25 protein-coding genes are annotated in these 24,919 nt (G+C 69.2%); 14 read left to right on the top strand and 11 right to left on the bottom strand.

The genetic code is table 11. From position 1 onward, the window contains the following. Positions 1 to 19: 19 nt before the first annotated feature. A complete protein-coding gene (locus ACFPMG_RS02985; RefSeq protein ID WP_376993744.1) occupies positions 20 to 520 on the bottom strand; it encodes a hypothetical protein in 501 nt (166 codons plus the stop codon). A 231-nt stretch (positions 521 to 751) separates the two neighbouring features. On the opposite strand from ACFPMG_RS02985, the gene ACFPMG_RS02980 reads away from it, so the two are divergent. The 4 genes from ACFPMG_RS02980 (at position 752) to ACFPMG_RS02965 (ending at position 4,197) form a co-directional block, all read left to right on the top strand. Beyond that, the gene (locus tag ACFPMG_RS02980) at positions 752 to 991 is read left to right on the top strand and encodes a helix-turn-helix domain-containing protein (RefSeq protein WP_103039584.1); all 240 of its coding nucleotides are present in this window, start codon (positions 752 to 754) and stop codon (positions 989 to 991) included. A gap of 126 nt (positions 992 to 1,117) precedes the next feature. Then, complete coding sequence (locus tag ACFPMG_RS02975; RefSeq protein ID WP_376993743.1) at positions 1,118 to 1,396, top strand: neuropeptide-like protein 29; 279 nt, start codon at positions 1,118 to 1,120, stop codon at positions 1,394 to 1,396. Between the two features lie 149 nt (positions 1,397 to 1,545). Continuing rightward, complete coding sequence (spbR, locus tag ACFPMG_RS02970; RefSeq protein WP_376993742.1) at positions 1,546 to 2,661, top strand: SpbR family protein; 1,116 nt, start codon at positions 1,546 to 1,548, stop codon at positions 2,659 to 2,661. A 219-nt stretch (positions 2,662 to 2,880) separates the two neighbouring features. Further along, positions 2,881 to 4,197 carry an MFS transporter gene (locus ACFPMG_RS02965; protein ID WP_376993741.1) on the top strand — a complete coding sequence of 439 codons (1,317 nt, stop codon included), beginning with the start codon at positions 2,881 to 2,883 and terminating at the stop codon, positions 4,195 to 4,197. Positions 4,198 to 4,240: 43 nt separating this feature from the next. On the opposite strand, the gene ACFPMG_RS02960 is transcribed toward ACFPMG_RS02965, so the two are convergent. The 3 genes from ACFPMG_RS02960 to ACFPMG_RS02950 all read right to left on the bottom strand — a co-directional run bounded on the left by ACFPMG_RS02960 (position 4,241) and on the right by ACFPMG_RS02950 (position 7,787). Continuing rightward, entirely contained in the window at positions 4,241 to 5,488 is a 1,248-nt protein-coding gene (locus ACFPMG_RS02960; RefSeq protein ID WP_376993740.1) for an ATP-binding response regulator, read from the bottom strand. Positions 5,489 to 5,689: 201 nt separating this feature from the next. After that, a complete protein-coding gene (locus ACFPMG_RS02955) occupies positions 5,690 to 6,139 on the bottom strand; it encodes a DNA polymerase III subunit chi (protein ID WP_376993739.1) in 450 nt (149 codons plus the stop codon). A gap of 145 nt (positions 6,140 to 6,284) precedes the next feature. Then, positions 6,285 to 7,787 (bottom strand): leucyl aminopeptidase, encoded by a 1,503-nt coding sequence (locus ACFPMG_RS02950; protein WP_376993737.1) that lies wholly within the window; start codon positions 7,785 to 7,787, stop codon positions 6,285 to 6,287. Positions 7,788 to 8,013: 226 nt separating this feature from the next. Between ACFPMG_RS02950 and lptG the strand changes: the two genes are divergently transcribed. The 3 genes from lptG (at position 8,014) to pdxA (ending at position 11,719) form a co-directional block, all read left to right on the top strand. Beyond that, positions 8,014 to 9,108: an LPS export ABC transporter permease LptG gene (gene lptG / locus ACFPMG_RS02945; RefSeq protein WP_376993736.1), complete on the top strand. Its 1,095-nt coding sequence runs from the start codon at positions 8,014 to 8,016 to the stop codon at positions 9,106 to 9,108. A gap of 137 nt (positions 9,109 to 9,245) precedes the next feature. Next, positions 9,246 to 10,691 (top strand): peptidylprolyl isomerase, encoded by a 1,446-nt coding sequence (locus ACFPMG_RS02940; RefSeq protein WP_376993735.1) that lies wholly within the window; start codon positions 9,246 to 9,248, stop codon positions 10,689 to 10,691. Continuing rightward, positions 10,691 to 11,719 carry a 4-hydroxythreonine-4-phosphate dehydrogenase PdxA gene (pdxA, locus tag ACFPMG_RS02935; RefSeq protein WP_376993734.1) on the top strand — a complete coding sequence of 343 codons (1,029 nt, stop codon included), beginning with the start codon at positions 10,691 to 10,693 and terminating at the stop codon, positions 11,717 to 11,719. The genes ACFPMG_RS02940 and pdxA overlap by 1 nt, the downstream gene beginning before the upstream one ends. A gap of 3 nt (positions 11,720 to 11,722) precedes the next feature. Here the strand turns inward: pdxA and ACFPMG_RS02930 are convergent, their stop codons facing one another. Both ACFPMG_RS02930 and ACFPMG_RS02925 read right to left on the bottom strand, forming a co-directional pair. Then, complete coding sequence (locus tag ACFPMG_RS02930) at positions 11,723 to 11,845, bottom strand: hypothetical protein (RefSeq protein ID WP_376993733.1); 123 nt, start codon at positions 11,843 to 11,845, stop codon at positions 11,723 to 11,725. A 125-nt stretch (positions 11,846 to 11,970) separates the two neighbouring features. After that, the gene (locus ACFPMG_RS02925) at positions 11,971 to 14,277 is read right to left on the bottom strand and encodes a hybrid sensor histidine kinase/response regulator (RefSeq protein WP_376993732.1); all 2,307 of its coding nucleotides are present in this window, start codon (positions 14,275 to 14,277) and stop codon (positions 11,971 to 11,973) included. A 168-nt stretch (positions 14,278 to 14,445) separates the two neighbouring features. Between ACFPMG_RS02925 and ACFPMG_RS02920 the strand changes: the two genes are divergently transcribed. The 5 genes from ACFPMG_RS02920 to rsmA all read left to right on the top strand — a co-directional run bounded on the left by ACFPMG_RS02920 (position 14,446) and on the right by rsmA (position 18,374). Continuing rightward, positions 14,446 to 14,991, top strand: coding sequence for a hypothetical protein (locus ACFPMG_RS02920; RefSeq protein ID WP_376993731.1), 546 nt, complete (start codon positions 14,446 to 14,448; stop codon positions 14,989 to 14,991). A 91-nt stretch (positions 14,992 to 15,082) separates the two neighbouring features. Continuing rightward, on the top strand, positions 15,083 to 15,877 hold the full coding sequence (locus ACFPMG_RS02915) for a lytic transglycosylase domain-containing protein (protein WP_376993730.1): 795 nt from the start codon (positions 15,083 to 15,085) through the stop codon (positions 15,875 to 15,877). Positions 15,878 to 15,905: 28 nt separating this feature from the next. Then, a complete protein-coding gene (locus ACFPMG_RS02910) occupies positions 15,906 to 16,757 on the top strand; it encodes an alpha/beta fold hydrolase (protein WP_376993729.1) in 852 nt (283 codons plus the stop codon). 119 nt (positions 16,758 to 16,876) lie between these two features. Next, positions 16,877 to 17,443, top strand: coding sequence for a hypothetical protein (locus tag ACFPMG_RS02905; protein WP_376993728.1), 567 nt, complete (start codon positions 16,877 to 16,879; stop codon positions 17,441 to 17,443). An 82-nt stretch (positions 17,444 to 17,525) separates the two neighbouring features. Continuing rightward, positions 17,526 to 18,374 carry a 16S rRNA (adenine(1518)-N(6)/adenine(1519)-N(6))-dimethyltransferase RsmA gene (gene rsmA / locus ACFPMG_RS02900; protein WP_376993829.1) on the top strand — a complete coding sequence of 283 codons (849 nt, stop codon included), beginning with the start codon at positions 17,526 to 17,528 and terminating at the stop codon, positions 18,372 to 18,374. 132 nt (positions 18,375 to 18,506) lie between these two features. Here rsmA and gmk read toward each other — a convergent pair whose 3' ends face one another. Next, the gene (gene gmk, locus ACFPMG_RS02895; protein WP_376993727.1) at positions 18,507 to 19,154 is read right to left on the bottom strand and encodes a guanylate kinase; all 648 of its coding nucleotides are present in this window, start codon (positions 19,152 to 19,154) and stop codon (positions 18,507 to 18,509) included. After that, complete coding sequence (locus tag ACFPMG_RS02890; RefSeq protein WP_376993726.1) at positions 19,154 to 20,020, bottom strand: YicC/YloC family endoribonuclease; 867 nt, start codon at positions 20,018 to 20,020, stop codon at positions 19,154 to 19,156. The genes gmk and ACFPMG_RS02890 overlap by 1 nt, the downstream gene beginning before the upstream one ends. Positions 20,021 to 20,144: 124 nt before the next feature. Between ACFPMG_RS02890 and ACFPMG_RS02885 the strand changes: the two genes are divergently transcribed. Beyond that, a complete protein-coding gene (locus ACFPMG_RS02885; RefSeq protein ID WP_376993724.1) occupies positions 20,145 to 20,906 on the top strand; it encodes an SDR family NAD(P)-dependent oxidoreductase in 762 nt (253 codons plus the stop codon). A gap of 9 nt (positions 20,907 to 20,915) precedes the next feature. Here ACFPMG_RS02885 and ACFPMG_RS02880 read toward each other — a convergent pair whose 3' ends face one another. From ACFPMG_RS02880 to ACFPMG_RS02870, 3 genes are all read right to left on the bottom strand, one after another. Beyond that, positions 20,916 to 21,530 carry a class I SAM-dependent methyltransferase gene (locus ACFPMG_RS02880; RefSeq protein ID WP_014197477.1) on the bottom strand — a complete coding sequence of 205 codons (615 nt, stop codon included), beginning with the start codon at positions 21,528 to 21,530 and terminating at the stop codon, positions 20,916 to 20,918. A 143-nt stretch (positions 21,531 to 21,673) separates the two neighbouring features. Continuing rightward, positions 21,674 to 22,375, bottom strand: coding sequence for an exopolysaccharide biosynthesis protein (locus tag ACFPMG_RS02875; protein WP_376993723.1), 702 nt, complete (start codon positions 22,373 to 22,375; stop codon positions 21,674 to 21,676). Continuing rightward, on the bottom strand, positions 22,372 to 24,267 hold the full coding sequence (locus ACFPMG_RS02870) for an ABC-F family ATP-binding cassette domain-containing protein (protein ID WP_174437500.1): 1,896 nt from the start codon (positions 24,265 to 24,267) through the stop codon (positions 22,372 to 22,374). The genes ACFPMG_RS02875 and ACFPMG_RS02870 overlap by 4 nt, the downstream gene beginning before the upstream one ends. Before the next feature lie 202 nt (positions 24,268 to 24,469). Here ACFPMG_RS02870 and ndk point away from each other — a divergent pair, with 202 nt between their 5' ends. Further along, positions 24,470 to 24,892, top strand: coding sequence for a nucleoside-diphosphate kinase (gene ndk, locus ACFPMG_RS02865; RefSeq protein WP_376993722.1), 423 nt, complete (start codon positions 24,470 to 24,472; stop codon positions 24,890 to 24,892). Positions 24,893 to 24,919: the final 27 nt, after the last annotated feature.

The raw sequence follows: 24,919 nt of genomic DNA, 5'->3' as shown, positions 1-24,919 counted from the left end.
GCGAGGCTTTCCTCTTTCCCTAGGCCCCCGTCATGGTCTGCAAATCCTTCAGCGCCGCGCCGAGGATGGGCCAGGGAAACTCCGTCTCTTCCGCGCCGTAGGTTTCGCGGAGCGCCACCGCGACGGTGAGCTTCACCACGATCCCACGCAGGGAACGGGCCGGCACATGTTCGGCCCGTGCGGTCAGGGCATCCACCCGTTTCCATGCCGCGTCCTCCTCCCGTTCCATGACATCCAGCCCGAGCCACTGGGCCTCAATGTCCCAGCGCTTCTGCTGTTGGTCGAGATCCGCCACCAGCCGGCCGTACCGCTCCTTCGCATCCGCCGCTCCGATGAGTGCCCGCGTCACGTCCCGCTCGGTCGTGGCGTAGACATCTCTCCGCCCGCTGGCCCCGCGCGCGACCAGCACCCGCGGATAACCGAACCGGGTGACCATCTCCCGTTCGATCCGCCGCCGTTCCGTCTCCTTCGCCCGAGCGTCTTTCAGGGCAGTGCACCATTCCTGCCAGAGCGCCAGCATGGGGTCGTCCGAGTCCTGGTTGATTTGGTTTCGGATTGCATTGTCGAATGTTGGAATGGTCATTGGCGCAGACGTTGCGCCAGCCAGAAGGCGGCGACGGGAGAGTTTGGGCACAGCAAACCTCCGGAAAAAGTATTGAAAAACGATGCTTACATCATATTACGAAGCTTGCAACGGGCAAGCGAAAAAGGATGAATATACGGTTTTTCGAAGCCTTGGCAGAATGCGGCCATGATCACACCAGCCCAATGCCGAGCCGCTCGCGGCCTACTCGATTGGACCCAAGAGGAACTCGCAAAAGCCGCCCAGGTAAGTGCGATCACCATTCGCGGATTCGAGAAGGAGGCGTCGTCGCCACGCCGTGCAACCCTTGCAGCGTTGCGTCAGGCGTTGGAAGCGGCTGGGGTGGAATTTACCTTTGAGGGCGGAGTTCAACCGGGCGTTCGCCAACGAAAAATCGGCTCGATATGATGCTTCCTTTAATTGGAGGGGTGCCTTTTCACTCTTAGACATCCTTCGGAATAATTTCCCCAAATCAGGTGTTCATCCTGCCAGTACGGCCCACTTTCCGGGCCGCGATCCCTGACAGGAACGCCCATGTCGACGCTCCGCTCGCTGTCCCTTCTGACCTTTGCCGCCCTTCTGCTGTCCGGCTGCTACGTCGCCGCCGGGACGCCCGGTCCCGTTTACGGCTACGGACACCGGTCCTATGGCTACGGCTATTACGAGCGCCCGCAGTATCGCTATTATGCACCGCCTCCCGTCGTGTATGGCCGCCCCTACTACGGTGGCTATTATGGGGGGCATCGCGGTGGTCACCATGGCGGCCCCCGTCACCATCACCGGCACGGCGGCTGGGGAAGGGGCGGCTGGTGAGGAGCGGCCGAGACCGCGCTTGCCCGGGAAATCGTCGTTAACAAAGGCTCAATGCTTTGGTCCGATCATGACCTGAATACATTCGTTCCCTCTGATGCACGAATCCGAGGCGCGGGGAGCGACGCAGGGCAGGAAAGGGTCCGGGACCCATGAGCGACCAACTCACCAAGGACGACGTGTCCCGGCTGTTGTCGGACCCGTCGCCGAACAGCCGTTCCGAACTGGCGGTCAAGATCGCCAAGCAATTTTCCGCAACCACCTTGTCGGACAGCGAGCGCCGGCTCGCCGAGGACATCATCCGCTTCATGGCGCGCGACGCCGTGGTGCGCGTGCGCCAGTCGTTGGCCGAGAACCTCAAGGCCAACCCGGCGCTGCCGCGCGACGTCGCGCTGATGCTGGCCCGCGACGTGGAGGCCGTGGCGATCCCCGTGCTCAGCGTCTCCACGGTGCTGACCGACGCCGACCTCGTCGAGCTGGTGCGGACCGGCACCGACGCCAAGCACACCGCCATCGCGCAGCGCCCGGCCCTGTCGGCCAGCGTCGCCGACGCGCTGATCGACACGGCGTCGGAAGGGGCGGTGGCGGTCCTGGTCGCCAACGAGAGCGCGGATCTCGGCGAGCAGACGCTCGGCCGGGTCATCGAGCGCTTCGCCGACAGCGAAACCGTGCAGGAACCGCTGGTCCAGCGCGCCCGCCTGCCGATCACCATCGCCGAACGGCTGGTCGCCGTGGTCTCGGAAAAGCTCCAGCAGCATCTGGTGGCCAACCACGACCTGCCGGCCAAGGTCGCCGCCGACCTGATCCTGCAAAGCCGCGAACGCGCCACCGTCGCCCTGTTCTCCGGGGAAAGCGACGAGGGCGCGCTGGAGCGGCTGGTCGCGCAACTGTCACGCAGCGGCCGCCTGACCCCGTCGCTGCTGGTGCGGGCGCTGTGCATGGGGGACAGCGCCTTCTTCGAGACGGCGCTGTCCCATCTGGCCAATGTGCCGCTGACCAACGCCCGCCTGCTGATCCACGACGCGGGACGGCTGGGTCTGAAGTCCATCTACGACAAGGCCAAGCAGCCGCCGCCCTTGCTGCCCGCCTGCCGGATCGCCCTGGACGTGCTGAAGGAGACACCCTACGACGGCGAGGCGCACGACATCGAACGCCACCGCCGCCGGGTGATCGAGCGCATCCTGACCCAGTACGAGGATCTTGCCGCGGAGGATCTGGATTACCTGCTCGACAAGCTGGGCGATCTCATGCGTGTGGAAACGAATTAGCGCCGAGAGCTTTGAAAGTTGCTCGTAGCACAGTTTCCGGTTGTTGTTGTGGGCTTTTCTGCCAACTTTTTGTTTGTCGGCGCCTTGGGATGATTTGATCATCCCGTCACGATCATTTTGAATGACCCCGCGTCGTGGTGCTGTTTTGCAGTGCCCGCTGTTCCTAGCCTTTGCCTCTGGCCACAGTCTTTCTGCCAGATCCTTGGAAGGGAGAGCGCGTTGCCTGCTGACAGCACTGGACGGGTGTCGGCGCCCCCGGGCGAAACCGGTCGCGGCTTCCGGCCGGCGTCGCTGGACGCCGTGAATTTCCTGCTGGCGGACGTGCGTGGGGCGCTCGGTCCCTACCTCAACGTCTTTCTGGTGACCCAGCAGCATTGGAGCCAGTCCGAGGTCGGTCTGGTGACCAGCCTCGCCGGCTGGATCGGGCTTGCCGTGCAGACGCCGATCGGCGCGGCCATCGACTCCACCCACCGCAAGCGCGAGGCCATTGTCCTGGCGCTGGTCGTGCTGGGCGCGGGGGCGCTGTGCATCTACCTGTTCCCCAACTTCTGGCCGGTCCTGATCGCGAACACGCTGATCGCGGTGGTCGGGGACGTGTTCGGCCCGGCGGTGGCGGCCCTGACTCTCGGCCTCGTCCCGCAGCGCCTGCTCGCCCGGCGGATGGGGCGCAACGCCGCCTTCGACCATGCGGGCAACGTCGGCGTGGCGGCGCTCGCCGGGCTGGTCGGCTGGCTGTTCTCCCAGCAGGCGGTCTTTCTGCTGGTGCCGGTGTTCGCGGTCCTGTCATCAATCGCCGTCCTGTCGATCCCGGCCTCCGCCATCGACCAGCGCCGCGCCCGCGGGGTGGAGGCGCCGGCAGGCGGCGGGTCGGATGGCGGAGCGGGCGACGGGGAGAAGGTGTCGGGCATGGGCATCCTGGTCCAGTGCCGCCCGCTGCTGATCTTCGGCAGTTGCGCCTTGCTGTTCCATTTCGCCAACGCTCCCCTGCTGCCGCTGGTCGGGCAGAAGCTGGCCGCGGCGCATCCGGAATGGGCGACGGTCATGATGTCGTCCTGCATCATCGCCGCCCAGCTCGTCATGCTTCCCATCGCCATCCTGGTGGGACGGACGGCCGACCGTCTGGGCCGCAAGCCGATCCTTCTGATCGGCTTCGCCATCCTGCCGTTGCGGGCCGTCCTCTACACCCTGTCGGACAACAGCGCCTGGCTGATCGGCGTCCAGCTTCTGGATGGGGCCGGCGCCGGAATCTTCACGGCCCTGACGCCGCTGGTGATCGCCGATCTGATGCGCGGCACCGGGCGCTACAACCTCGCCTTCGGGGCGGTCGCCACGATGCAGGGGGTGGGGGCCGCGACCAGCGGCTTCGTCACCGGCGTGATCGTGGACCGCTTCGGCTATTCAGCCGCCTTCTTCACGGCTGGGGCGATGGCCCTGATCGCGCTGGCCGCTTTGTTCCTGGGGCTTCCGGAAACCGCGCCGTCCAGCTCCGCCGACGCCGAGTTGGGGCCCTTGCAGGAGCCCGGCCTCGCCGAATAGGCCGGCCGAAGCCGGGTACCGCATCCCGTGAGGCGCGGCATCCCTACTGCGCCCGCGATTCCTTCAAGCCGGCGATGGGCGGGGCCGTCAGGCGGGCGGCGGGCAGGAGGATGGTGACCGTCGTGCCGTGCCCCGGCGCGCTGTCCAACTCCACGCGACCGCCGTGCAGTTCGGCGAAGCGGCGGACGATGGGCAGGCCGAGGCCGATGCCCTCGTGCTGGCGCACGAGCGAACGTTCGCCCTGGATAAACGGGCTGAAGACGTGGTCGACGATGTCCGGCGGGATGCCGGGGCCGTCGTCGGCGACGGCGATGGCGACCATCCCGCCTTGCAGGGCGATCCGCAGCGAGACCCGCCCGCCCCGGTGGCCGAACTTCACCGCGTTGTCCAGCAGATGGACGATCATCTCCACCAGGCGGCGCTGGTCGGCGCGCAGCGTGACGGGCGGTCCCGGCTGAAGCGTGATGGTCTGCGACTTGGCCTGCGCCTTGGCGCCGAGCAGATCGATGCAGTGGATCAGCAGGCCGGGCAGGTCGATGGTCGACTCGGCGAGGTCAATGCCGCCGGACCCCCGCGTGAAGTCCAGGATGTTGTTGACCATGCCGAGCAGCGCCTTGCCGCTCTCCTCGATCAGCCGGACATAGTCCAGATAGTCGCGATGGCCGAGCGGCCCGTGCGCCTCGCTGGACAGCACCTCGGCGAAGCCGATGATGGCGTTCAGGGGGGTCCGCAGCTCGTGGCTGGTCACCGAGAGGAAGTCGAGCTTGGCCCGGTCGGCCTGCCGGGCGGCCTCGAGGGCGGTGCTGAGTTCCGCCGTGCGCTCCGACACGCGGCGCTCCAGCCCGCGGTTCTGCTCGCCGGCGCGCTGGTAGAGCTTGCGGATTTCCAGCACGCTGCGCACCCGGTGCAGCAGCTCCCAGGCGATGAAGGGCTTGGTGAGGAAGTCGTTGGCCCCCAGCTCCAGCGAGCGCCGCCGCGTCTCCTGGTCGGTGTGGGCGGTCAGCACCAGGATGGGCACGTAATCGTCGCCGTACAGGGCGTTGACGCGCTCCATCAGATCGAAACCGCTCATGTGCGGCATGCGGATGTCGATCAGCAGAAGGTCGAAGCGCTGCGCCTCGCAGAGGGCGGGAACCCGGCGTGGGTCGGTTTCCCCCCGCACGGCGGTGTAGCCCTCGTGGATCAGGATGTCGCGCACCAGATCGACGTTCGAGGCGTTGTCGTCGACGATCAGGATGGCGGCGTCCTTGACGTCCCGCGCCAAGGTCGGGTCAAGAGCGCTGCGGGTCATGGCGGAGCCGTCCCGGCCCGTCGGACGCACCATTGCATATTGCCCTCCACCTGTGCGTCGCCCCGCGGGATTTTACGGGTTTTAGATTAACCTTGTGCACAGGAGGCCCGTCAAGAACGGTTGAGACAAATGAAAGCATTATTGTACCGCGTTAGCGGTATCATTCGAAGAATGCTTCAAAGCATACAAAAACAGTCGGTTTCAGGCGCGCTTTTCCCAGCCGCCTCGGTCGCTTTGTTGCCAGTAGGTGAGGGAATGCCCGGCGGCCTTACAGACTTTCCAGCGGTCGCGCGCGGCGAGCACCGCGTCCCCGTCGTTGCCGTCGAACAGGTCGCAGACGAGATCGAAGGACCCCATCGTGTCGCTGGTCACCCCGTCCACCAGCACCAGGACGGTGGCCCCGTTGGGGTTCTCCTCGTCGGCGGTCAGCCAGACCGGCTGTTCCGCGGCGAAGCCGTCACGCGCCGCGCCATGGGGCAGAAAGGAGGAGGCATCGTAGGTCCACAAATGTTGATTGAGCGCGTCCACCCGCTCCGGCGAGCCGGCCAGGACGACGGCGCGCCAGCCGCGCTCCAGGACCTTTTCCAGAATCTTCGGCAACGCCTGTTCGAGCGTGCGCCGCTGGAGGTGATAGAAACGGACCTCGGTCATGGCCCCTCGTGGAAATTCTCCTCTCCCCAGAGGGGAGAGGGTTGGGGTGAGGGGGATGTGCGTGTCGATGCGTTCGGCAAAAGCGCACCCTCCTCACCCACCCGCTGCGCGGGCACCCTCTCCCCGGAGGGGAGAGGGCTGGAGCTTACTTGCTCTCGTGATAGTTCGCCACGAAGCGGTCGAGCAGGCGGACGCCGAAGGCGGTGCCGCCCTTTGGCACGGTGGCCGTGTCCTTCTTCGACCAGGCGACGCCGGCGATGTCGATGTGCGCCCAGGGCAGGTCCTCGACGAAGCGCTTGAGGAACTGCGCGCCGACGATGCTGCCGGCCCCGCGGCCCGACCCGACGTTCTTCATGTCGGCGATGTCGGAGTTGATGTCCTTGTCGTAGGCGTCGCCCATCGGCAGGCGCCACAGCGGCTCGCCCACCGACTTGCCGGCGGCCAGCAGGTTCTCGGCCAGCCAGTCGTCGTTGGCGAACAGGCCGGCGTGCTCATGGCCCAGCGCGATGATGACCGCACCGGTCAGGGTGGCGAGGTCCACCAACAGGCGCGGCTTGAAGGTCTCCTGCGCGTAGGTCAGGCAGTCGGCAAGGACAAGGCGGCCTTCCGCGTCGGTGTTGATCACCTCGATGGTCTGGCCGGACAGCGAGGTCACCACGTCGCCGGGCCGCTGCGCGGTGCCGGAGGGCATGTTCTCGACCAGCCCGACGATGCCGACGGCGTTCACCTTCGCCTTGCGGGCGGCCAAGGCGCGCATGGTGCCGATGACCACCGCGGCCCCGCCCATGTCCCACTTCATGTCCTCCATCCCGGCGGCGGGCTTGATGGAGATGCCGCCGGTGTCGAAGGTCACGCCCTTGCCGATGAAGGCGAGCGGGCGGCGGTCCTCGGCGTCGGGGGCGCCGTCCCAGCGCATCACGACGACGCGCGGCTCGAAGGCGCTGCCCTGGGCGACGCCGATCAGCGCGCCCATGCCGAGCTTCCTCAGCTTCTTGAGGTCCAGCACTTCGACCTGCAGGCCGACGTCGGTCAGGTCCCGGCAACGGTCGGCGAGGCTTTCCGGGTTCAGGACGTTGGCCGGCTCCGACACAAGGTCGCGGGTGTAGGCGACGGACTCGGCCAGCGGCTCCAGGCGGCCAAAGGCGCGCTTGGCGGTGTCCGGCTCCGTGGTCAGGACGATGATCTTCTTGAGGGAGGGCTTGGCCTCCTTCTTCTCGGTCGTCCGGTACTTGTCGAAGCGGTAGGAGCGGAGCTGCGCGCCGAAGGCCAGTTCCGCCGCCGCCGCGTCGGGGGCCACGGTGCCGCCGTCCGGCAGGTCGAGCAGGACGGAAACCTCCGTCTCGCCGGACTTGTCCAGGGCGGCGACGATGGCGCCGCCGACGGCCTGGAGGGTGGCTTCGGACAGATCCTCCCCCTTGCCGATGCCGACCAGGAGGACGCGGTCGAACTCGACCCCGGCGGGGGCGAGGATGGCCAGCGTCTCCTCCGTCTTGCCGGTGAAGCGGCTGGCCTTCATGGCGCGGGACAGCGTGCCGCCCGTCTTCTGGTCGAGATCCCGCCCCGCGGCGCCGAGCGCGCGATCGGTGGCGACGGTGACGGCGACGGTGCCGGACTTGGGCAGCGCGGGCTTCGCAAAGGCGAACTTCATCGGCTCCTCTCGGGCTCCTCTCGGCTGGGACGGCCGGCGCGCGGGCGCCGGGGCGGGTGGGATCGATCCGCAACCACCCTGGGATAAAGACCTTCCCGTGCGCCCTGTCAAGGCGCGGACCGGTTGTTTCCCGCGCCCGTCCGCAGTACATAGCCCCGGCACGCCGTGGTGGAAGCCCCCGGCGCGCCGCGTACCGCCCGTCGATCGGCCGGGGAGGCCGGAGCCCATGTATTCATCCGCCACGCTGTCGCGCTACATCGGGCGCCAGTTCGTCACCTGGTTTCTGCTGCTGCTCGGCATCCTGCTGTCGATCATCCTGCTGCTCGACGTCGTCGAGCTGCTGCGCCGCGCCGGAAGCAAGCCGGACATCACCTTCTGGCTGGTCCTGCGCATGGCCCTGCTGAAGCTGCCGGAAATCGGCCAGCAGATCTTCCCCTTCGTGATCCTGTTCAGCGGCATGTTCACCTTCTGGCGGTTGACGCGCAGCGCGGAGCTGGTGGTGGCCCGCGCGGTCGGCGTGTCGGCGTGGCAGTTCCTGACCCCGGTGCTGATCGCCGCGCTGATGATCGGCGCGGTGAAGGTGACGATGATCAACCCGGTCGGTGCCGTCTTCATCGCCAAGTACAACCAGCTTCAGGACCGCTACCTGAAGCTGAAGTCCAGCAGTTTCGACGTCTCGCGCAGTGGACTTTGGCTGCGCCAGCAGGAAGCGGGGGAGCAGTACTTCATCCATGCTGATTGGGTGAATCCATTGACCTTCGAGATGTCGCAGGTGATCGTGCTGCGCTTCGACAGCAGCATGACCTATATTGGACGGGTGGACGCGCTGCAGGCCGTGCTGCGCGACCGTAAGTGGGAGTTGCAGAACGCCACGATCAACCTTGGCAAGAAGGAACCGGAGACGGTTCCGACCTATGTCATCCCGACGGAGCTGAACCGGACCACCATCGAGGAGAGCTTCGCCTCGCCGGAGACGATCTCCTTCTGGGAACTGCCGCAGTTCATCCGCACGCTGGAAGCCACCGGATTTCCGGCGGTGCGGCACCGGCTGCATTACCAGTCGCTGCTGTCCCAGCCCCTGCTCTACGTGGCGATGGTGCTGTTTGCCGCGGCCTTCTCGTTGCGGCTGCCGCGGCGGGGCGGCACGATGACCATGGTGTCCGGCGGCGTCCTGACCGGATTCGTGCTGTTCGTGATGACCGACGTGATCCGCACCTTCGGCATCTCCGAAACCATTCCGCTGGCCATGGCGGCCTGGAGTCCGGCCTGCATCAGCGTGCTTCTGGGCACCGCGGCGCTGCTGCATCTGGAGGATGGTTGACGCCGGAATTGGGGCGGCTGACGCCGGTTGCCCGGTCTTTGGACACAATTCCGTTCCAGGATGCGACCCACGATTCCGTTTACACGCGCCCAGGGGGGCCGTATTAAACGGCAACCACCTCTGGAGTCTGGAGCACCATGCAGAGTTTGCGAGCCGTCCGGTCTGCCTTCGCCGTGGCGACCGCCTGCGCCCTTCTTGCCGCCGGAGCGCCCGCCGCGGCCCAGACGCGGGCTCCCAACGCTCCGAACAGCCCGGCGGCGGGAACGCAAGGCCCCGCGGAACGCATCGCCGCCGTCGTGAACGACGAGGTCATCTCGCTGTCCGACGTGCACGCGCGGATCCGCCTCGCTCTGCTGAACGCCGGCGTGCAGGACAGCGCGGAGACGCGCCAGCGCCTGACCCCGCAGGTGCTCCGCCAGCTGGTCGATGAGCGGCTCCAGCTCCAGGAGGCCAAGCGGCTCGGCGTCTCGGTTCCGTCGAAGGAGATCGACGAGGCCATCGGGCGCATCGCCGAACAGAACCGCATGGGTCGACCGCAGCTCGAGGCCATGCTGAAGACCCAGAATGTCCCGGTTTCCACCCTGCGCGAGCAGGTGCGGGCGCTGCTGTCCTGGCAGCGCGTGATGCAGCGCCGCATCCGCCAGGAGGTGGTGATCGGCGACGAGGAGATCGACGCCGTGATGCAGCGCATCAAGGCCAACATCGGCAAGCCGGAGTATCTGGTGGCCGAGATATTCCTGGCTGTCGACAGCCCCGACCAGGACGAGGAGGTGCGGCGCAACGCCGACCGGCTGGTCGAGGAAGTGCGCCGCGGCGGCAACTTCGCCGCCTTGGCCCGCCAGTTCTCGCAGTCCGCCGGCGCCGCCTCGGGCGGCGACATGGGCTGGGTCCGCACGGGCGAGCTGAACGCGGAGCTGGACAAGACCCTGTCCACCATGCGCGCCGGCCAGCTCTCCTCGCCGGTGCGCACGGCGACCGGCTATCACGTCCTGCTGGTGCGCGACCAGCGGCCCTTCGGCAGCACCGCCTCCAGCGCTCCGCCGCCGGCCCCGCCGCCGCGCCCGCGGCCCCAGCCGAAGCCCGATCTGGCCAAGGCCAAGGTCAACATGAAGCAGATCGTCATCCCGGCCCCCTCGAAGGAGGAGCTGAAGGCGGTCCAGGCCCAGGCGGAGAAGCTGCGCAAGTCGATCAAGAGCTGCGCCGACTTCGACGAGAAGGCACGCGCCATGGGCATTCCGGAGTCGGGCGACATGGGCACGCTGCGGGTCAAGGACCTCGCGCCGGGCCTCCAGCAGCTCGCCGTCGGCATCCCGCTTGGCCAGCCCAGCCCGGTGCTGATGAGCCCGGGCGGCGCCGTCATCCTGATCGTTTGCAAGCGCGACGTGCCGATGATCGAGCCGCCGCCGGAGGCCGAGCCGCAGCCGGTCGCCGCGCCGGCCCCGCCGCCGATCGATCCGAAGGACATCAAGATGCCGCCGCGCGAGGAGATCGAGCGCGACCTGATCAACGAGCGCGCCGACCTGCTGGCCCGCCGCTACCTGCGCGATCTGCGCCGCACCGCCTTCGTGGAGATCCGCAACTGATGACCACATCCGGCGTCCGGCCGCCGCTTGCCCTGACCATGGGCGAGCCGGCGGGGATCGGCGGGGAGATCGCACTTAAGGCCTGGTCGATGGCCAGGGGGGCGGCCCGCGCGGACGGCGCGGTGCCGCCCTTCGTCCTTCTGGACGATCCCGCCCGCCTGGAGGCGCTCGCCGCACGGCTCGGCCTGCCGGTGCCGGTCAGGGCGGTGGGCAGCATGGCCGAGGGTGCTGCGCTGTTCGACGCGGCCTTGCCGGTGCTGCCCCAACCGCTGGCGGCGCCGGTCACGCCGGGCCGGCCCGACCCGGCCAACGGGGCGGCGGTGATCGCCAGCATCGACCGCGCGGTCGAGCTGGTCCGCCGGGGGGAGGCGTCGGCGGTCGTCACCAACCCGATCCAGAAATCGGCGCTCTACGCCGCCGGCTTCCGCCATCCCGGACACACCGAATATCTGGCCCATCTGGCCGGGCTCACCGATGAGCCGGTGATGATGCTGGTCGCGCAGGATCTGCGCGTCGTGCCGGTGACCATCCATGTCTCCGTCCGCGACGCCGTGCCGCTGGTGACTCGGGAGGCGATCCTGCACGCCGGGCGGGTCACCGCGGCGGCGCTGGCCCGCGACTTCGGCATCGCGCGGCCCCGGCTGGCCGTCGCCGCCCTGAACCCCCACGCGGGGGAGGGCGGCGCCATGGGGCGGGAGGAGATCGACGTCATCGCCCCGGCGGTCGCCGACCTGCGGGCGGAGGGCATCGACGCGGTGGGGCCGCGGCCCGCCGACACGCTGTTCCACGCGGCGGCGCGGCGCGGCTACGACGCGGCGCTGTGCATGTACCACGATCAGGCGCTGATCCCGCTGAAGACCATCGACTTCGACACGGGGGTCAACATCACGCTGGGGCTGCCCTTCGTCCGCACCTCGCCGGACCATGGGACGGCGCTGGACATCGCCGGCACGGGCAAGGCCGGCGCGTCGAGCCTGATCGCCGCCCTGACGACGGCGGAGGCCATGGCCGTCCGCCGCCGCGCGTAGGCTTCAGAGGCGGACCGAGCTGCTGGAGAAGCGGCTGGCCGAGCTGTGGTCGATGGCGGTCAACGCCACCGACGCGCCGGCGGCGATGACGATGGCGGCGGCGAAGCCGAGCAGCATGGCTTTCATGGAGGGCGCTCCTGGAACCTGATTCTGGTTGTGGTTTCGGCGCAAACGCGCCTTTTTCCAAGACCATAAGCGGGACGGAGCGCGCTTTCAACCACACTCGGGACTTGGTCGGGAGCCGGCGGTGCCTAGGCCGCGGAGGTCAGGGCGTTGCGCAGCACCTCCGGCGCCACCGGCTTGTGGAGGAGGCGGTGGCCGCTCTGCTGGACCTCGGCGATGCGGGCGGGGTCGGTGTCGCCGGTCAGCACCAGCGCGGGCACCCGCACCCCGCAGACGCCGTAGATGTCGCGGATGGCCTGAAGCCCCGTCCGCCCCTCGCGCAGGCGGTAGTCGGCGACGATCATGTCGGGGCGCTGGCCGAGGCTGGTCAGCGTGCCCACCGCCTCGTCCGCGGAGACGGCGGCCACCACCTCGTACCCCCATTCCTCCAGCATGGTCCGCATGGAGAGCAGAATGATGGCGTCGTCCTCCACCACCACGACCAGCCCCTTTCCACCGTTGGCGGCGGGCTGGGCAGCGGGGCGGCAGGTCTTCATCACCTGGCGCGGCGCGACCGATGGCACGGTCAGGCCGAAGGCGCTGCCCCGTCCCGGCCGGGAGCGCAGGGTCACCTCGTGGCCGAGCAGCCCGGCCAGCCGCCGCACGATGGCAAGCCCCAGCCCGAGCCCCTTGCGCCGGTCGCGCTCGGGGTTGGCGAGTTGGGCAAACTCGACGAACACCTCGTCGTGCTTGTCCTCGGGGATTCCGATGCCGGTGTCGAGCACCTCCACCCGCAGGGTGCTGCCGGTGCGGCGGCAGCCGATCAGAATGCGCCCGCTCTCCGTGTAGCGGATGGCGTTCTCCACGAGATTGCGCAGGATGCGCTCGACCAGCGCCGGGTCGCTGCGCGTCCAGGCGTCGGTGGGGACGTGCCGCAACGCGATTCCCACCTCCGCCGCGCGGCCCCGGTACTCGTCGGCCAAACGCTGCAACAGGGGACCCAGCGCGAATTCCGTCACCGCGGGGGTGACCACACCGGCGTCCAGCCGCGACACGTCCAGCAGGCTGTCCAGCAGCGTGCGCAGGCCGTTCAGCGACTCGCTCATGCTCGCCAGCAGGGGCGAGGCGGGATGGCCGTCGAGCCGGTCGGACAGGGCGTGGGCGAAGAAGAACAGCGACTGCACGGGCTGGCGCAGGTCATGGCTGGCCGCGGCGAGGAACTTGGTCTTCGCCATGTCCGCGCGTTCGGCCTTGTCGCGGGCGGCCAGGGCCTCCTCGCGGGCGCGCTCCGCCTCCGCCTTGGCGCGGTGCAGCGCGTCCTCCGCCGCCTTGCGGGCGGTGATGTCGCGCATGATGCCGGTGAACAGGCGCTGCTGCCCGTCGTGCCATTCGGCCACCGACAGCTCCAGCGGGAAGAGGGAGCCGTCCTTGCGCCGACCCTCGACCTCGCGCCCGATACCGATGATCCGCCGCTCGCCGGTCTCGCGGAAATGGGCCATGTAGCCGTCATGGGCGGAGCGGTGCGGCTCCGCCATCAGGATGCGGACGTTCGCCCCGATGGCCTCTTCCGCGCCGTAGCCGAAGGTCGTCTCGGCCGCCCGGTTGAAGGACTGGATGGTTCCGGTCTCGTCGATCACGACGATGGGGTCCACGGCGGTGTCGACGACGGAGCGGTAGCGCGCCTCCTGCCCCGCCGCCCGCTCCGCCGAGCGGCGCCGGTCGATCAGGACGGAAAGCAGCCCCAGCGAGAGGATCAGCAGCGTCCCTATCCCGGTCCCCACGGCCAGGGATGGGGTGGACAGCACGAAGCCGAGGTCGTCGCCGGTCGGGACGGCGTCCGTATTGGCGGCATGCCCAATGGCGGTTACCTCCGCGCTGGCGGCGGCCATGCCGATGTAATGCATGCTGACCACCGCGGCGCCGAGCACCAGCGCGCCGGACAGGCGCTGCAGGGGGCTGGCTGTGCGGAAAGCGAGCCAGAGCGCGGCGGTGGAGGCGGCGACGGCGATGACCACCGACGCGGCGACCAGAAGCGTGTCGTAGATCAGCGGCACCGGCAGCCGCATGCCGGCCATGCCGACGTAATGCATGGAGACGATCCCGAAGCCGGTCAGCAGACCCGCCGCCGCCAGGGTCGTCCGGCCGCCCCCGCCGTGCGCCACCGCGAAGAGGCCGGTCCCCGATACCCCGACCGCCAGGAGAAAGGATAACGCGGTCAGCAGGATGTCGTAGGACACCGGCATGGGCATGCGCATCGCCATCATGCCGATGAAGTGCATCGACCAGATCCCCGCCCCGAGCGCCAGCGCCGCGGCCCCCAGCCAGCCGTTCCGACCCCGCCCGGCTTCCCGCGCGTGGGAGGCGAGGTCGAGGGCCACATAGCCGCCGAAAGAGGCGACGACGACGGATAAAGCGACGAGGTACGGATCGTAATGGCCGAGCACGATGGGACGCACCGGGAGTAGCCGAGGGGAAAGACGCACAATGACGGAAATGTTAGATAGTGGAAGTCTGCGGCGAACCCAAGCCGGCGAAACGCCCCTGTACGCCTGACGAAAGACCTAATGGCTACCTCGAACGGAGATTCCTCCTCTCGGACTTTGGACCGGAGCCCGGGTCGCCGGTTGGGGGCGCTGCTGCGCCGCTTCGTGCTGCGTCCCCTGCTGACCGTGGCGGCGTTGGTCTATTTCCTGATCGACGCGGTGGCGCTGGAGGCGTTGCGCCCGCTGGCCGCCTGGATCGGGCGGCAGCGCTTCGCCGAACGGCTGGCGGCGCGGATCCGCCGCCTCGGCCCCTATCCGACGCTCGCGCTGTTCGTGATTCCGCTGGTGATTCTGGAGCCGCTGAAGCCGGTCGGCCTGTACCTGATGGGGACCGGGCACGCGGTCCAGGGCGCGTTGCTTCTGGGGGCCGTGGAACTGGTCAAGGTCACTCTGGTGGAGCGGCTGTTCCACATCGGCAAGGACAAGCTGCTGACCATTCCGGCTTTCGCCTGGTGCTACGTTCGGGTGGTGCGCTGGCTGGCCTGGCTGACCGCCCTGCCGCCCTGGCAGGCCGCCAAGCGGGTGGTAGGGCGGGTGCGCGAGGCGATTCGCCCGGCGCTGGTTGTCGTCCGCGGCTGGGCGCGGTCGCTGCGCGGTCGCCTGCGCGCTGTGTCGAAAAGAGGGTAACCCTGCCCTGCGCTTGCCGTGTCCTGTGGGCAGCCTCATATCAATGCGGTTTTGCAGACCGTTTCAAGGCCAACCCGTGCGTTTCCTCCCCTTGACCTTCGCCCTTTTCGTCGCCTTGGCGGCCCCTGCCGCCCTCGCCGCGGGCAAGTCCGGCTCCGTCTCCTCGCGCGAGTCGCGCATGGCCGACTGCGAGGCGGCGGAGAAGGGCGATCCGGAGGCCTCCTACCGCATGGCGCGGCGCTTCCTGTTCGGCGTCGGGGTGAAGCGCGACCAGCGGGTCGGCACGGCGTGGCTGCGCGCCGCGGCGTCGCGCGGCCACAAGGAGGCGCGGCGGCTGGTCGCCTATGTGCCGGGCCGCATGGGCCATGTCCGTCCCTGGTGCCGCCCCGGCGCCGCCCCTCTGCGCGAGGCGTCGCCCCCTCCGCCGGAAATCATCGCGTTGGTCCACAAGACCGCGCCCCAGTACGGGCTGGACCCGGCGCTGGTCATGGCGGTGATCCGGGTGGAGAGCGCTTTCCGCTCCGACGCGGTGTCGCCGAAGGAGGCCGCCGGTCTGATGCAGCTCATCCCCGACACGGCGGAGCGGTTCGGGGTGTCCGACGTCTTCGACCCCGCCCAGAACATCCGCGGCGGCGTGCGCTACCTGCGCTGGCTCTTGGCCTATTTCCAGGGGGACGTTACGCTGGCCCTTGCCGGCTACAACGCGGGGGAGCGGGCCGTGGACCGCTACCGGGGCGTTCCGCCCTACGAGGAGACGCGGAACTACGTGCGCGCCATCCGCCGCTTGTACGACGCGCCGCGGCATCCCTTCGACGCCGCGGCGGCGGAACCGTCGCCCATGGTCGTCCGGCAGGCGGCGGAGCTGGCGAAGCCCGGCAAGGGCTGAGGACGAACCAACAGGGGAGGGGCCACCCGTGCCGATGTCCGAACGCAGCTTTCTCGGCCTCAGCGCGGCGGGGTTCCACCGCGTCGCCTACACCCAGTGGGGGCGCGAGGACGCGGCCCGCACCGCCGTCTGTGTGCATGGCCTGACCCGCAACAGCCGCGATTTCGATGCGCTGGCGCTCGATCTGGCCGACCGCTACCGCGTCGCCTGCCCGGATGTGGTGGGGCGTGGCAAGAGCGGCCGGCTGGCCAACCCGACGCTCTACGGCTACCCGCAATACTGCGCCGACATGGCGGCGCTGATCGCCCGGCTGGGGGTGGAGGAGGTGGATTGGGTCGGCACCTCCATGGGCGGGCTGATCGGCATGCTGCTGGCCGCCCAGCCCGACAGCCCGATCCGCCGTCTGGTGGTCAACGACATCGGCCCCTTCATCCCGAAGGCGGGCTTGCAGCGCATCGCCGATTACGTCGGCAAGGACCCGGTGTTCGAGGATCTGGCGGCGGTGGAGTCCTACTTGCGCTTCGTCCTGATGGGCTTCGGGCGGCTTTCCGACGAGGCGTGGCGCCACATGGCCGAGCACAGCGCCCGCCGGCGCCCGGACGGCTGCTACGGCCTCGCCTACGACCCGGCCATCGCCGAGGCCTTCAAGGCGCAGCCGATGGAGGACGTCGACCTGTGGGCCGTCTGGGACCGCATCCGCTGCCCGGTTCTGGTGCTGCGCGGCGCCACCTCGGACATCCTTCCGGCGGAGACGGCGGAGGAGATGACCCGCCGCGGCCCCAAGGCCCGTCTGGTGGAGTTCGCCCACACCGGCCACGCCCCGGCGCTGATGACCGGGGACCAGATCGCCGCGGTGCGCGACTTCCTGCTGGAGGACTGACGGGGGTACCCCGGCTTGGGTGCGGCATGCGGCCCGGAATCCGGCTGGCTATGGCCGCGCTCCCGGCTTAGCATCACTGGTACGGTTGCACCGCAACGATGGTTCGGAGGCCCGACGCCATGAGGGGTTTCGCCGCGCTCGTCCTGTTGCCGTCCTTCATGTTTCTGCCCTTCGTCTCTGGTCCGGTTCAGGCCCGCGACGCGCTGGACTGGCTGGCGCGGGAGCCGGTGACCCTGCTCGACTGGGGCATGACCCGGCTGCGCGGCGACCTGCACGACACGGTGGACGGGCTGTCCCGCGATCTGCGGACGGAGGTGTCGCGAAGCGGCGTCTTCTACCGCTTCCAGGACCGGCGGATCGTCGCCTATGCCAACTTCGTCGATCTGCCGCGCAACCGGACCGAGGAGGTGTGCAAGGATGTCTACACCCGGTTGGCCGGCGCGCTGGTCCGCGGCGGGCCGCAGGGGGCGGGCGGGGCGGCCTGGTATCTGGAGAGCGTGTTCAGCCACGATTCCCAGGGCGGCGACCGGCCCCAGGATCTGGGCGACCAACTGGCCGACACGGTGGTGTTGCAGGTGACCATCGGGCCGAAGCCGTCCCAGGCCTTCGACGACGGGCGACGCATCACCTGCACGGGCCGTCTCGACGCCACGCCGGAGAACATCGCGCTCAAAAGCGAAGGGTGACGACGACGCGCGGCAGATGACGGCGGGCCTGCGCCGTCCTATAAGTGCGGCCATGACCGACGCCACGCCCGATCCCGCCCCCATGTCTGGCCCCATGCCCACCGCTTTCGACCCGCAGGCATTGCCGCCGCTGCGCGAGGTGATCGCCCGTTTCGGGCTGGATGCCCGCAAGGCGCTGGGGCAGAACTTCCTGCTCGACCTCAACCTGACGGGCCGCATCGCGCGCTCGGCGGGCGACATGACCGGCGTGACGGTGGTGGAGATCGGCCCCGGTCCGGGCGGGCTGACCCGCGCCCTTCTGGCGACCAAGGCGAAGCAGGTCATCGCCATCGAGCGCGACCACCGCTTCATCGAGGCGTTGCAGGACGTGATCCAGGCGGCGAACGGGCGGCTGTCCATCGTCGAGGGCGACGCGTTGGAGGTCGATCCCATTCACATCGCCCCGGCCCCGCGGGCCATCGTGGCGAACCTGCCCTACAACGTGGCGACGCCGCTGCTGATCGGCTGGCTGGGGCGGATCGAGGAGTTCGTCAGTCTGACGCTGATGTTCCAGAAGGAGGTCGCGGACCGTCTGGTCGCCAAGCCGGGCAGCAAGGCCTACGGCCGCCTGTCGGTGATCACGCAGTGGCGGTCGGACGCGCGGGTGCTGTTCAACCTGCCGGCCAAGGCCTTCACCCCGCCGCCCAAGGTGGAGTCCACCATCGTCCACCTGACCCCGCGCGCCAACCCGGAGCCGGCGGAGTGGAAGGCGCTGGAGCAGGTGACCGCCGCCGCCTTCGGCCAGCGCCGCAAGATGCTGCGCCAGAGCCTGAAGAGCCTGGGGAACGCGGAGGCGCTGCTGGCCGCCGCCGGCATCGAGCCGACCGCGCGGGCCGAGGAGGTGGACGTGGCGGGGTTCGCGGCGCTGGCGCGGGCGTTTCGGGAGAGGTGAGCTTGCGATTGCCCCCTCCCTGACCCTCCCCCGCTTCGCAGGGAAGGGGATTGACTCCCTCTCCTGCGAAGCGGGGGAGGGAAGGGGCCCGCGGCGAAGCCGTGGGAAGGGTGGGGGCGATGCGCCGGCGCCTTACAGCGCCGCCTGCACGCTCTCCACAAACGCCGGCATCCCGACCTGCCGCGTCCGGCGCAGCCGCTCGGCGCGCAGGATAGCCTGGACCGCCTGCACGCTCTCGTCCACGTCGTTGTTGACGATTACGTAATCGTACTCGCCCCAGTGGCTGATCTCGTCCGACGCCTTGGCCATGCGCTGGGCGATCACCTCCGCCGAGTCCTGGCCGCGGGAGTGCAGGCGGCGCTCCAATTCGGTGCCCGAGGGCGGCAGGACGAAGACGCTGACCAGATCGGCGCGGGCGTTGGCCGCCAACTGCTGCATGCCCTGCCAGTCGATGTCGAACAGCACGTCGCGCCCGGCGCTCAGCGCCGTCTCCACCGCGTGGCGCGGGGTGCCGTAGCAATTGCCGAACACGCGGGCGTGCTCCAGCAGTTCGCCCTGGCCGGCCATGCGGTCGAACTCCGGCATGTCGACGAAGTAGTAATGGACGCCCGGCTGCTCGCCGGGGCGCATCGGCCGGGTGGTGACGGACACCGACAGGGTGATGCCGGGATCGCGGTCCAGCAGGCGCCGCGAAATGGTGGTCTTGCCCGCCCCGGAGGGGGAGGACAGCACGAGCATCAGGCCACGCCGGGCGATTTTCGCGTTCATAGTCTTCAGCATCACTCGATGTTCTGGACCTGCTCGCGAAGCTGCTCGATGGAGGCTTTCAGCGACAGGCCGATGCGGGTCAGCTCCACGTCGGCGGACTTGGAGCACAGGGTGTTGGCTTCGCGGTTGAACTCCTGGCACAGGAAGTCGAAGCGGCGGCCGATGGCGCCCCCCTCCGCCAGCATGTCGCGGGCGGCCTGGATGTGGGCACGAAGCCGGTCCATCTCCTCGCGCACATCCGCCTTGGCGATCAGGATGGCGGCCTCCTGGGCGAGCCGCTCCTCCGGCAGGGCCGGGGCGGCGTCGAGCAGGGCGGCGACCTGGCTGCGCAGCCGTTCGCGCAATGCCTCCGGCTGGGTGCTGGCGCAGGCGGCGGCGGCGGTGATCAGCCGCTCGATCTCGTCGAGATGGCCGTTCAGGACGGTGACCAGACGCGCGCCTTCCGACAGGCGGGCGGTGACCAGCTCGCCGATCAGCCGGCCGAGGTCGACCTTCAGCGCGGCCTCCACCCGGTCCCGCGCGTCGCCCTCGTCCTCCTCCACCGGTTCGATGATGCCACGGACGGCGAGCAGCGAATCGAGCCGCGGCGGCGCGGCGCCGGCGCCCTCGATCTCGCGCGCCAGCTCCAGCACCTGGGCGAGAAGCTCGCGGTTGATGCGGAGCTGCGACACCGACTGGCTGCGGGTGACGGTCAGGTTCAGGTTGACGCTGCCGCGGGCCAGCCGCTTGGGGATCTCGGCGCGGGCGGCGGCCTCCAGCGTGTCGAAGCCGGCGGGCTGGCGGCAGCGGATGTCGAGGTTGCGTCCGTTGACGCTCTTCACCTCGAAGGTCCAACTGTAGCCGTCGGCATGCCCGTCCACGCGTGCGAAACCGGTCATGCTGGATACGGCGGAGCGTTGGGCGGGCAAAGCGGCCTCGACGAGTCTTTGTGGGATCGGGAGGCTCACGTTATAGCGTCGGGCGGCCAAGGCAACAAGCGTCAGGGACAAGGGGGAAAGGGGCATGCGCGATCCGCGCTCGATCGTCATCACCGGGGCGTCCAGCGGCATCGGGGAGGAGCTCGCCCGCGCCTACGCCGCCCCCGGAGTCGCGCTGGCCCTGAGCGGGCGCGACTCCGCAAGGCTGGAGGCGGTGGCGGAGCGCTGCCGCGCCGCCGGGGCGGCGGTGGAAACGGCGCTTGTCGACGCGGCCGACCGCGCGGCGATGGCGGAGTGGCTGAGCGCGCTGGACGCCCGCGCTCCGGTCGATCTGGTCATCGCCAACGCCGGCATCTCCGCCGGCACCGGGGGCGGCGTGGAGAGCGCCGAACAGGCGCGGCGCATCTTCCAGGTGAATGTGGACGGCGTGCTGAACAGCGTCCACCCGCTGCTGCCCGGCATGCAGGCGCGGCGGCGCGGGCAGATCGCCCTGATGGCCTCGCTGGCCGGCTTCCGCGGCATGCCCGGCGCGCCCGCCTATTGCGCCAGCAAGGCGGCGGTGCGGGTCTACGGCGAGTCGCTGCGCGGCGATCTGGCGGGGCAGGGGATCGGCGTGACGGTGATCTGTCCGGGTTTCGTGAAAAGCCGGATGACCGCGGTGAACCGCTTCCCCATGCCCTTCCTGATGGAGACGGACCGCGCCGCCCAGGTCATCAAGAGCGGGCTGGCCCGCAACAAGGCGCGCATCGCCTTTCCCTGGCCGATGGCCGCCGCCGTGTGGCTGCTGGCGGCTCTGCCGGTGGGGCTGACGGACGTTCTGCTGCGGCAGGCGCCGCGCAAGGGGTGATCGGGGGGATTAGGGCTTGGCTTTCCAATAGCCCCAGACGGAGGCCGGCGGGACGTTCAGCGGGGTGAAGCCCAGCCGCTTGCCCTTGACGCCCAGCGCGCGCTGGTTCAGCGGCGACACGAGGCCGTAGGTGTAGAGAACGAAGCGCCCGCCTTCGGGCAGGATGCGGAAGCAGGCCTCAACGACCTCCTTCTGGGCGCGCATCGGCAGGTTCAGCATGGGGATGCCGATGACCACCGTGCCAACCTTGCCGACCAGCTCCGGGCCGAGGATGTCGGCGGCCTTGCGGCAGTCGTCGTGGACGACGTTGACGTCCGGGTAGTGGCCGCGCAGGAAGCGGGACAGGTGGTCGTCGATCTCGAAGGTGAAGATGCGGTTGCCCGGAATGCCGCGCTGGAGCAGGGCCTTGGTGATCGCGCCGGTGCCGCCGCCGAACTCCACGACGACCTGATCCGGCCCGCACAGCACCTGTTCGCCGATCAGCCGGCAGAGCGCGCCCGAGGATGGTGTAACGGAACCCATGGAAAGGGGATTTGCCAACCAACGCTGGAAGAAAAGCCACGCGGCCGGCGGCGTCTTGCCGCTTTTCTGCTTCTCCGCGACGGTGATTTCCGTTGGTGTCATGATCGGCCTTTCGCCGTTGGCTGTTGAGCGTTTTACCCCGGGGCTAAACAAGCTGGAGCCTCGGGGGGTCCCGAACCTAACAATCCCAGAGCGCACTTATGTCGCATCCCGGGTTCCCCCGCAACCGGCCGAAGCGGCGGGAGCTATGCCATGAACGCGGGATATGACGTGGCGGCCAGCAGGGTCTGGCCGGCGTAGGACAGGCTGCTGGCGACCAGCGCGAAGAAGACCAGGGCGGCCACGGTGAGGGCGAGGCTGACCGCGACGGCGGCCCCGTCGCGCTCGATCAGCCCCAGGGACAGCAGGACGAGGGCGAAGCCGGGCAGCCAGCCGGTCAGCGGCAGCGGCACCACGCAGGTCAGCGACAGAAGCAGCACCAGCACGCCGAACCAGCGCTCCCCGTCGATGCTGGCGAAGCGGCTGTGGCGCGGCTTCAGCATCCTTTCGATGGCGGTCAGCCGCGGCATCGCCTTGTCGATCATCCGCGCGGCGAGGGAGCGGCTGACCGAGCGGCGCAGGATCCAGCCGGGCAGGGCAGCGCCGCGCTTGCCGAAGGCCATCTGGGCGGAGAAGAGCAGGATCGGCAGGTCGAACAGGCAGGACACGCCCAGCGGCACCGGCGCGATGGTGGGCAGCGACAGGGCCAACAGGATGGTGCCCAGCGAGCGGTCGCCCAGCGCCTGGATCAGGTCGCCCAGCGACACCCGCCCGTCCGGCAGGTTGGCGCGGAAGGCCGCCAGGACGTCGGAGGTCCGCTCCTCCCCATGGTCCTGCCGGCCACGGCGGGCGACGGTCGCGGGAAGCGAGGCCGCTCCGGTGAAGGCCACGTTGCGCGACACGCTCATACGCCGGCCTCCGCCGCCGCCGATTCATAGGCTTCGAGATGCTCCAGCCACGCCTCCTCGGCGGCGGACAGCTTCTTGTCCACGACGCCGAGGTCGATCTGGAGCTTCTGCAACTTGTCGCTGGGACCGCTGTAGAGGGCGGGATCGGCCAGCTTCGCCTCGATCTTGCGCTTTTCCTCGGTCAGCTTGTTGACCTGCGACTCCGCGTCGGTGGCCTTCTTCTTCAGCGGGGCCAGGGTGGCGCGGGCCTCAGCCGCGGCGCGGCGCTGGTCCTTGCGGCTGGCCCCGGCGTCCGCCGGCTCGCCGCCCTTGGCGGCGGCGCGCTCGGCCCGCGCGCGGTCGAGCAGGAAGCGGCGGTAGTCGTCGAGGTCGCCGTCGTAGGGCTGCACCGTCCCGTCGGCCACCAGCAGCAGCCGGTCGGCGGTCAGCTCGATCAGGTGCGGGTCGTGGCTGATGAGGATGACAGCGCCCTCGAACCCGTTGATCGCCTCGATCAGCGCCTCGCGGCTGTCCACGTCGAGGTGGTTGGTCGGCTCGTCGAGCATCAGGATGTGCGGCGTCTCGCGGCTCATCAGCGCCAGCAGCAGCCGGGCCTTCTCGCCGCCGGAGAGGTCGGAGATGCGGGTTTCCGCCTTGCTCTGCTGGAAGCCGAAGCGGCCGAGATGGGCGCGCACCTTCTCCTCCGGCGCCAGCGGCATGATGCGCTGGGTCTGCTGGATGGGGGTCAGCGACAGGTCCAGCTCGTCCTGCTGGTGCTGGGCGAAATAGCCGACGCGCAGCTTGGTCGGGCGCTTCACCTCGCCGGCCATGGCCTCCAGCCGCCCGGCCAGCAGCTTCACCAGCGTGGACTTGCCGTTGCCGTTGGCGCCGAGCAGGGCGATGCGGTCGTCCATGTCGATGCGCAGGTTGACGCGGCGCAGGATGGCGCGGTCGCCGTAGCCGATGGTCACCCCATCCAGCGCGATCAGCGGCGGGGCCATCTCGTCCGGCTGGGGGAAGTTGAAGACGACCTCGGCGTCGTCCTCCATCAGCGTGATGGTCTCCAGCTTCTCCAGGGCCTTCAGGCGGCTCTGCGCCTGGCGGGCCTTGGTCGCCTTGTAGCGGAAGCGTTCGACGAAGGCCATCATGTGCTTGCGCTTGGCCTCCTGCTTGGTCGCCATGGCCTGCAGCCGCTCCATGTTGGCGCGGCGCTGCTTGAGGAACTGGTCGTAGTTGCCGGCGTAGGTCACCAGCTTGCCCTGGTCCACATGGATGGTCGTCGTGGGGACCGAGTTCAAGAGGTCGCGGTCGTGGCTGACCAGCAGGATCGTGTGGGGGTAGTTCTTGAGGTACCCCTCAAGCCAGATGGTCGCCTCCAGGTCGAGGTGGTTGGTCGGCTCGTCGAGCAGCAGCAGGTCGGGCCGGGCGAACAGCACGCCGGCCAGCGCCACGCGCATCCGCCAGCCGCCCGAGAAGTCGGAGCAGGGGCGGGCCTGCGCGTCGGCGTCGAAGCCCAGCCCGGAGAGCACCTGGGCGGCGCGCGACGGCGCCGAATGCGCCTCGATGTCGGCCAGCCGGGCGTGGATCTCGCCGATGCGCATGGGGTCGGTGGCCGTCTCGGCCTCGGCCAGCAGCGCGGTGCGCTCCGTGTCGGCGGCCAGGACGGCGTCGATCAGGGTGGTGGCGCCGCTCGGGGCCTCCTGCGCCACCATGCCGATCTTGGTGCCGGTCGGCACGCCGATGGCTCCGGCGTCCGTCTGGAGCTGGCCGGCGATGAGCTTGAGGAGGGTGGATTTTCCGGTGCCGTTGCGGCCGACCAGCGCCACGCGGTGGCCCTTCGACACGACCGCGGTGGCGCGGTCGAACAGCACACGTCCGCCGTAGCGGAACGTCAGGTCGTTGATGTGCAGCATATCGGCGCCGGTTTACCACGGGGAAACCACGATTTGAAGCGGGACCCGCGGGGCAACCCTTCATGGCAGCCGCGCGAAGCGACGCGGTGCGGCCTCACGAACCGGTTGCCGTGGCCGACAAGCGCCTATATAACCCCGCGCAATCGGCGCCCCGGCCAAACCAGCGGCGCCCATAACGCATTTCCAGCAGGAGCCCACCGCCATGGCCGTCGAACGCACCCTCTCGATCATCAAGCCCGATGCCACCCGCCGCAACCTGACCGGCAAGATCAACGCCAAGTTCGAGGACGGCGGCCTGCGCATCGTCGGGCAGAAGCGCGTCCAGCTGTCCAAGGCCCAGGCCGAGCAGTTCTACGGCGTGCATCGCGAGCGTCCGTTCTTCAACGACCTCGTCTCCTTCATGATCTCCGGCCCGGTCGTGCTCCAGGTTCTGGAAGGCGAGAACGCCATCGCCCGCAACCGCGAGATCATGGGCGCCACCAACCCGGCCAACGCCGCCGAGGGCACCATCCGCAAGGAGTTCGCCGAGTCGATCGAGGCCAACTCGGTGCACGGTTCGGACGCTCCGGAGACCGCCGCCCAGGAGATCGCCTTCTTCTTCGCCGGCATCGAGCTGGTGGGCTGATCGCGGGTCTTCCGCTTCGCAGCCTTG

Origin of the sequence: Azospirillum himalayense, assembly GCF_042657465.1 — a bacterium.
Classification (GTDB): Bacteria; Pseudomonadota; Alphaproteobacteria; order Azospirillales; family Azospirillaceae; genus Azospirillum; species Azospirillum himalayense.
The sequence above is the reverse complement of the archived record's forward strand: the minus strand, read 5'-3'. Positions and strand labels throughout refer to the sequence as shown.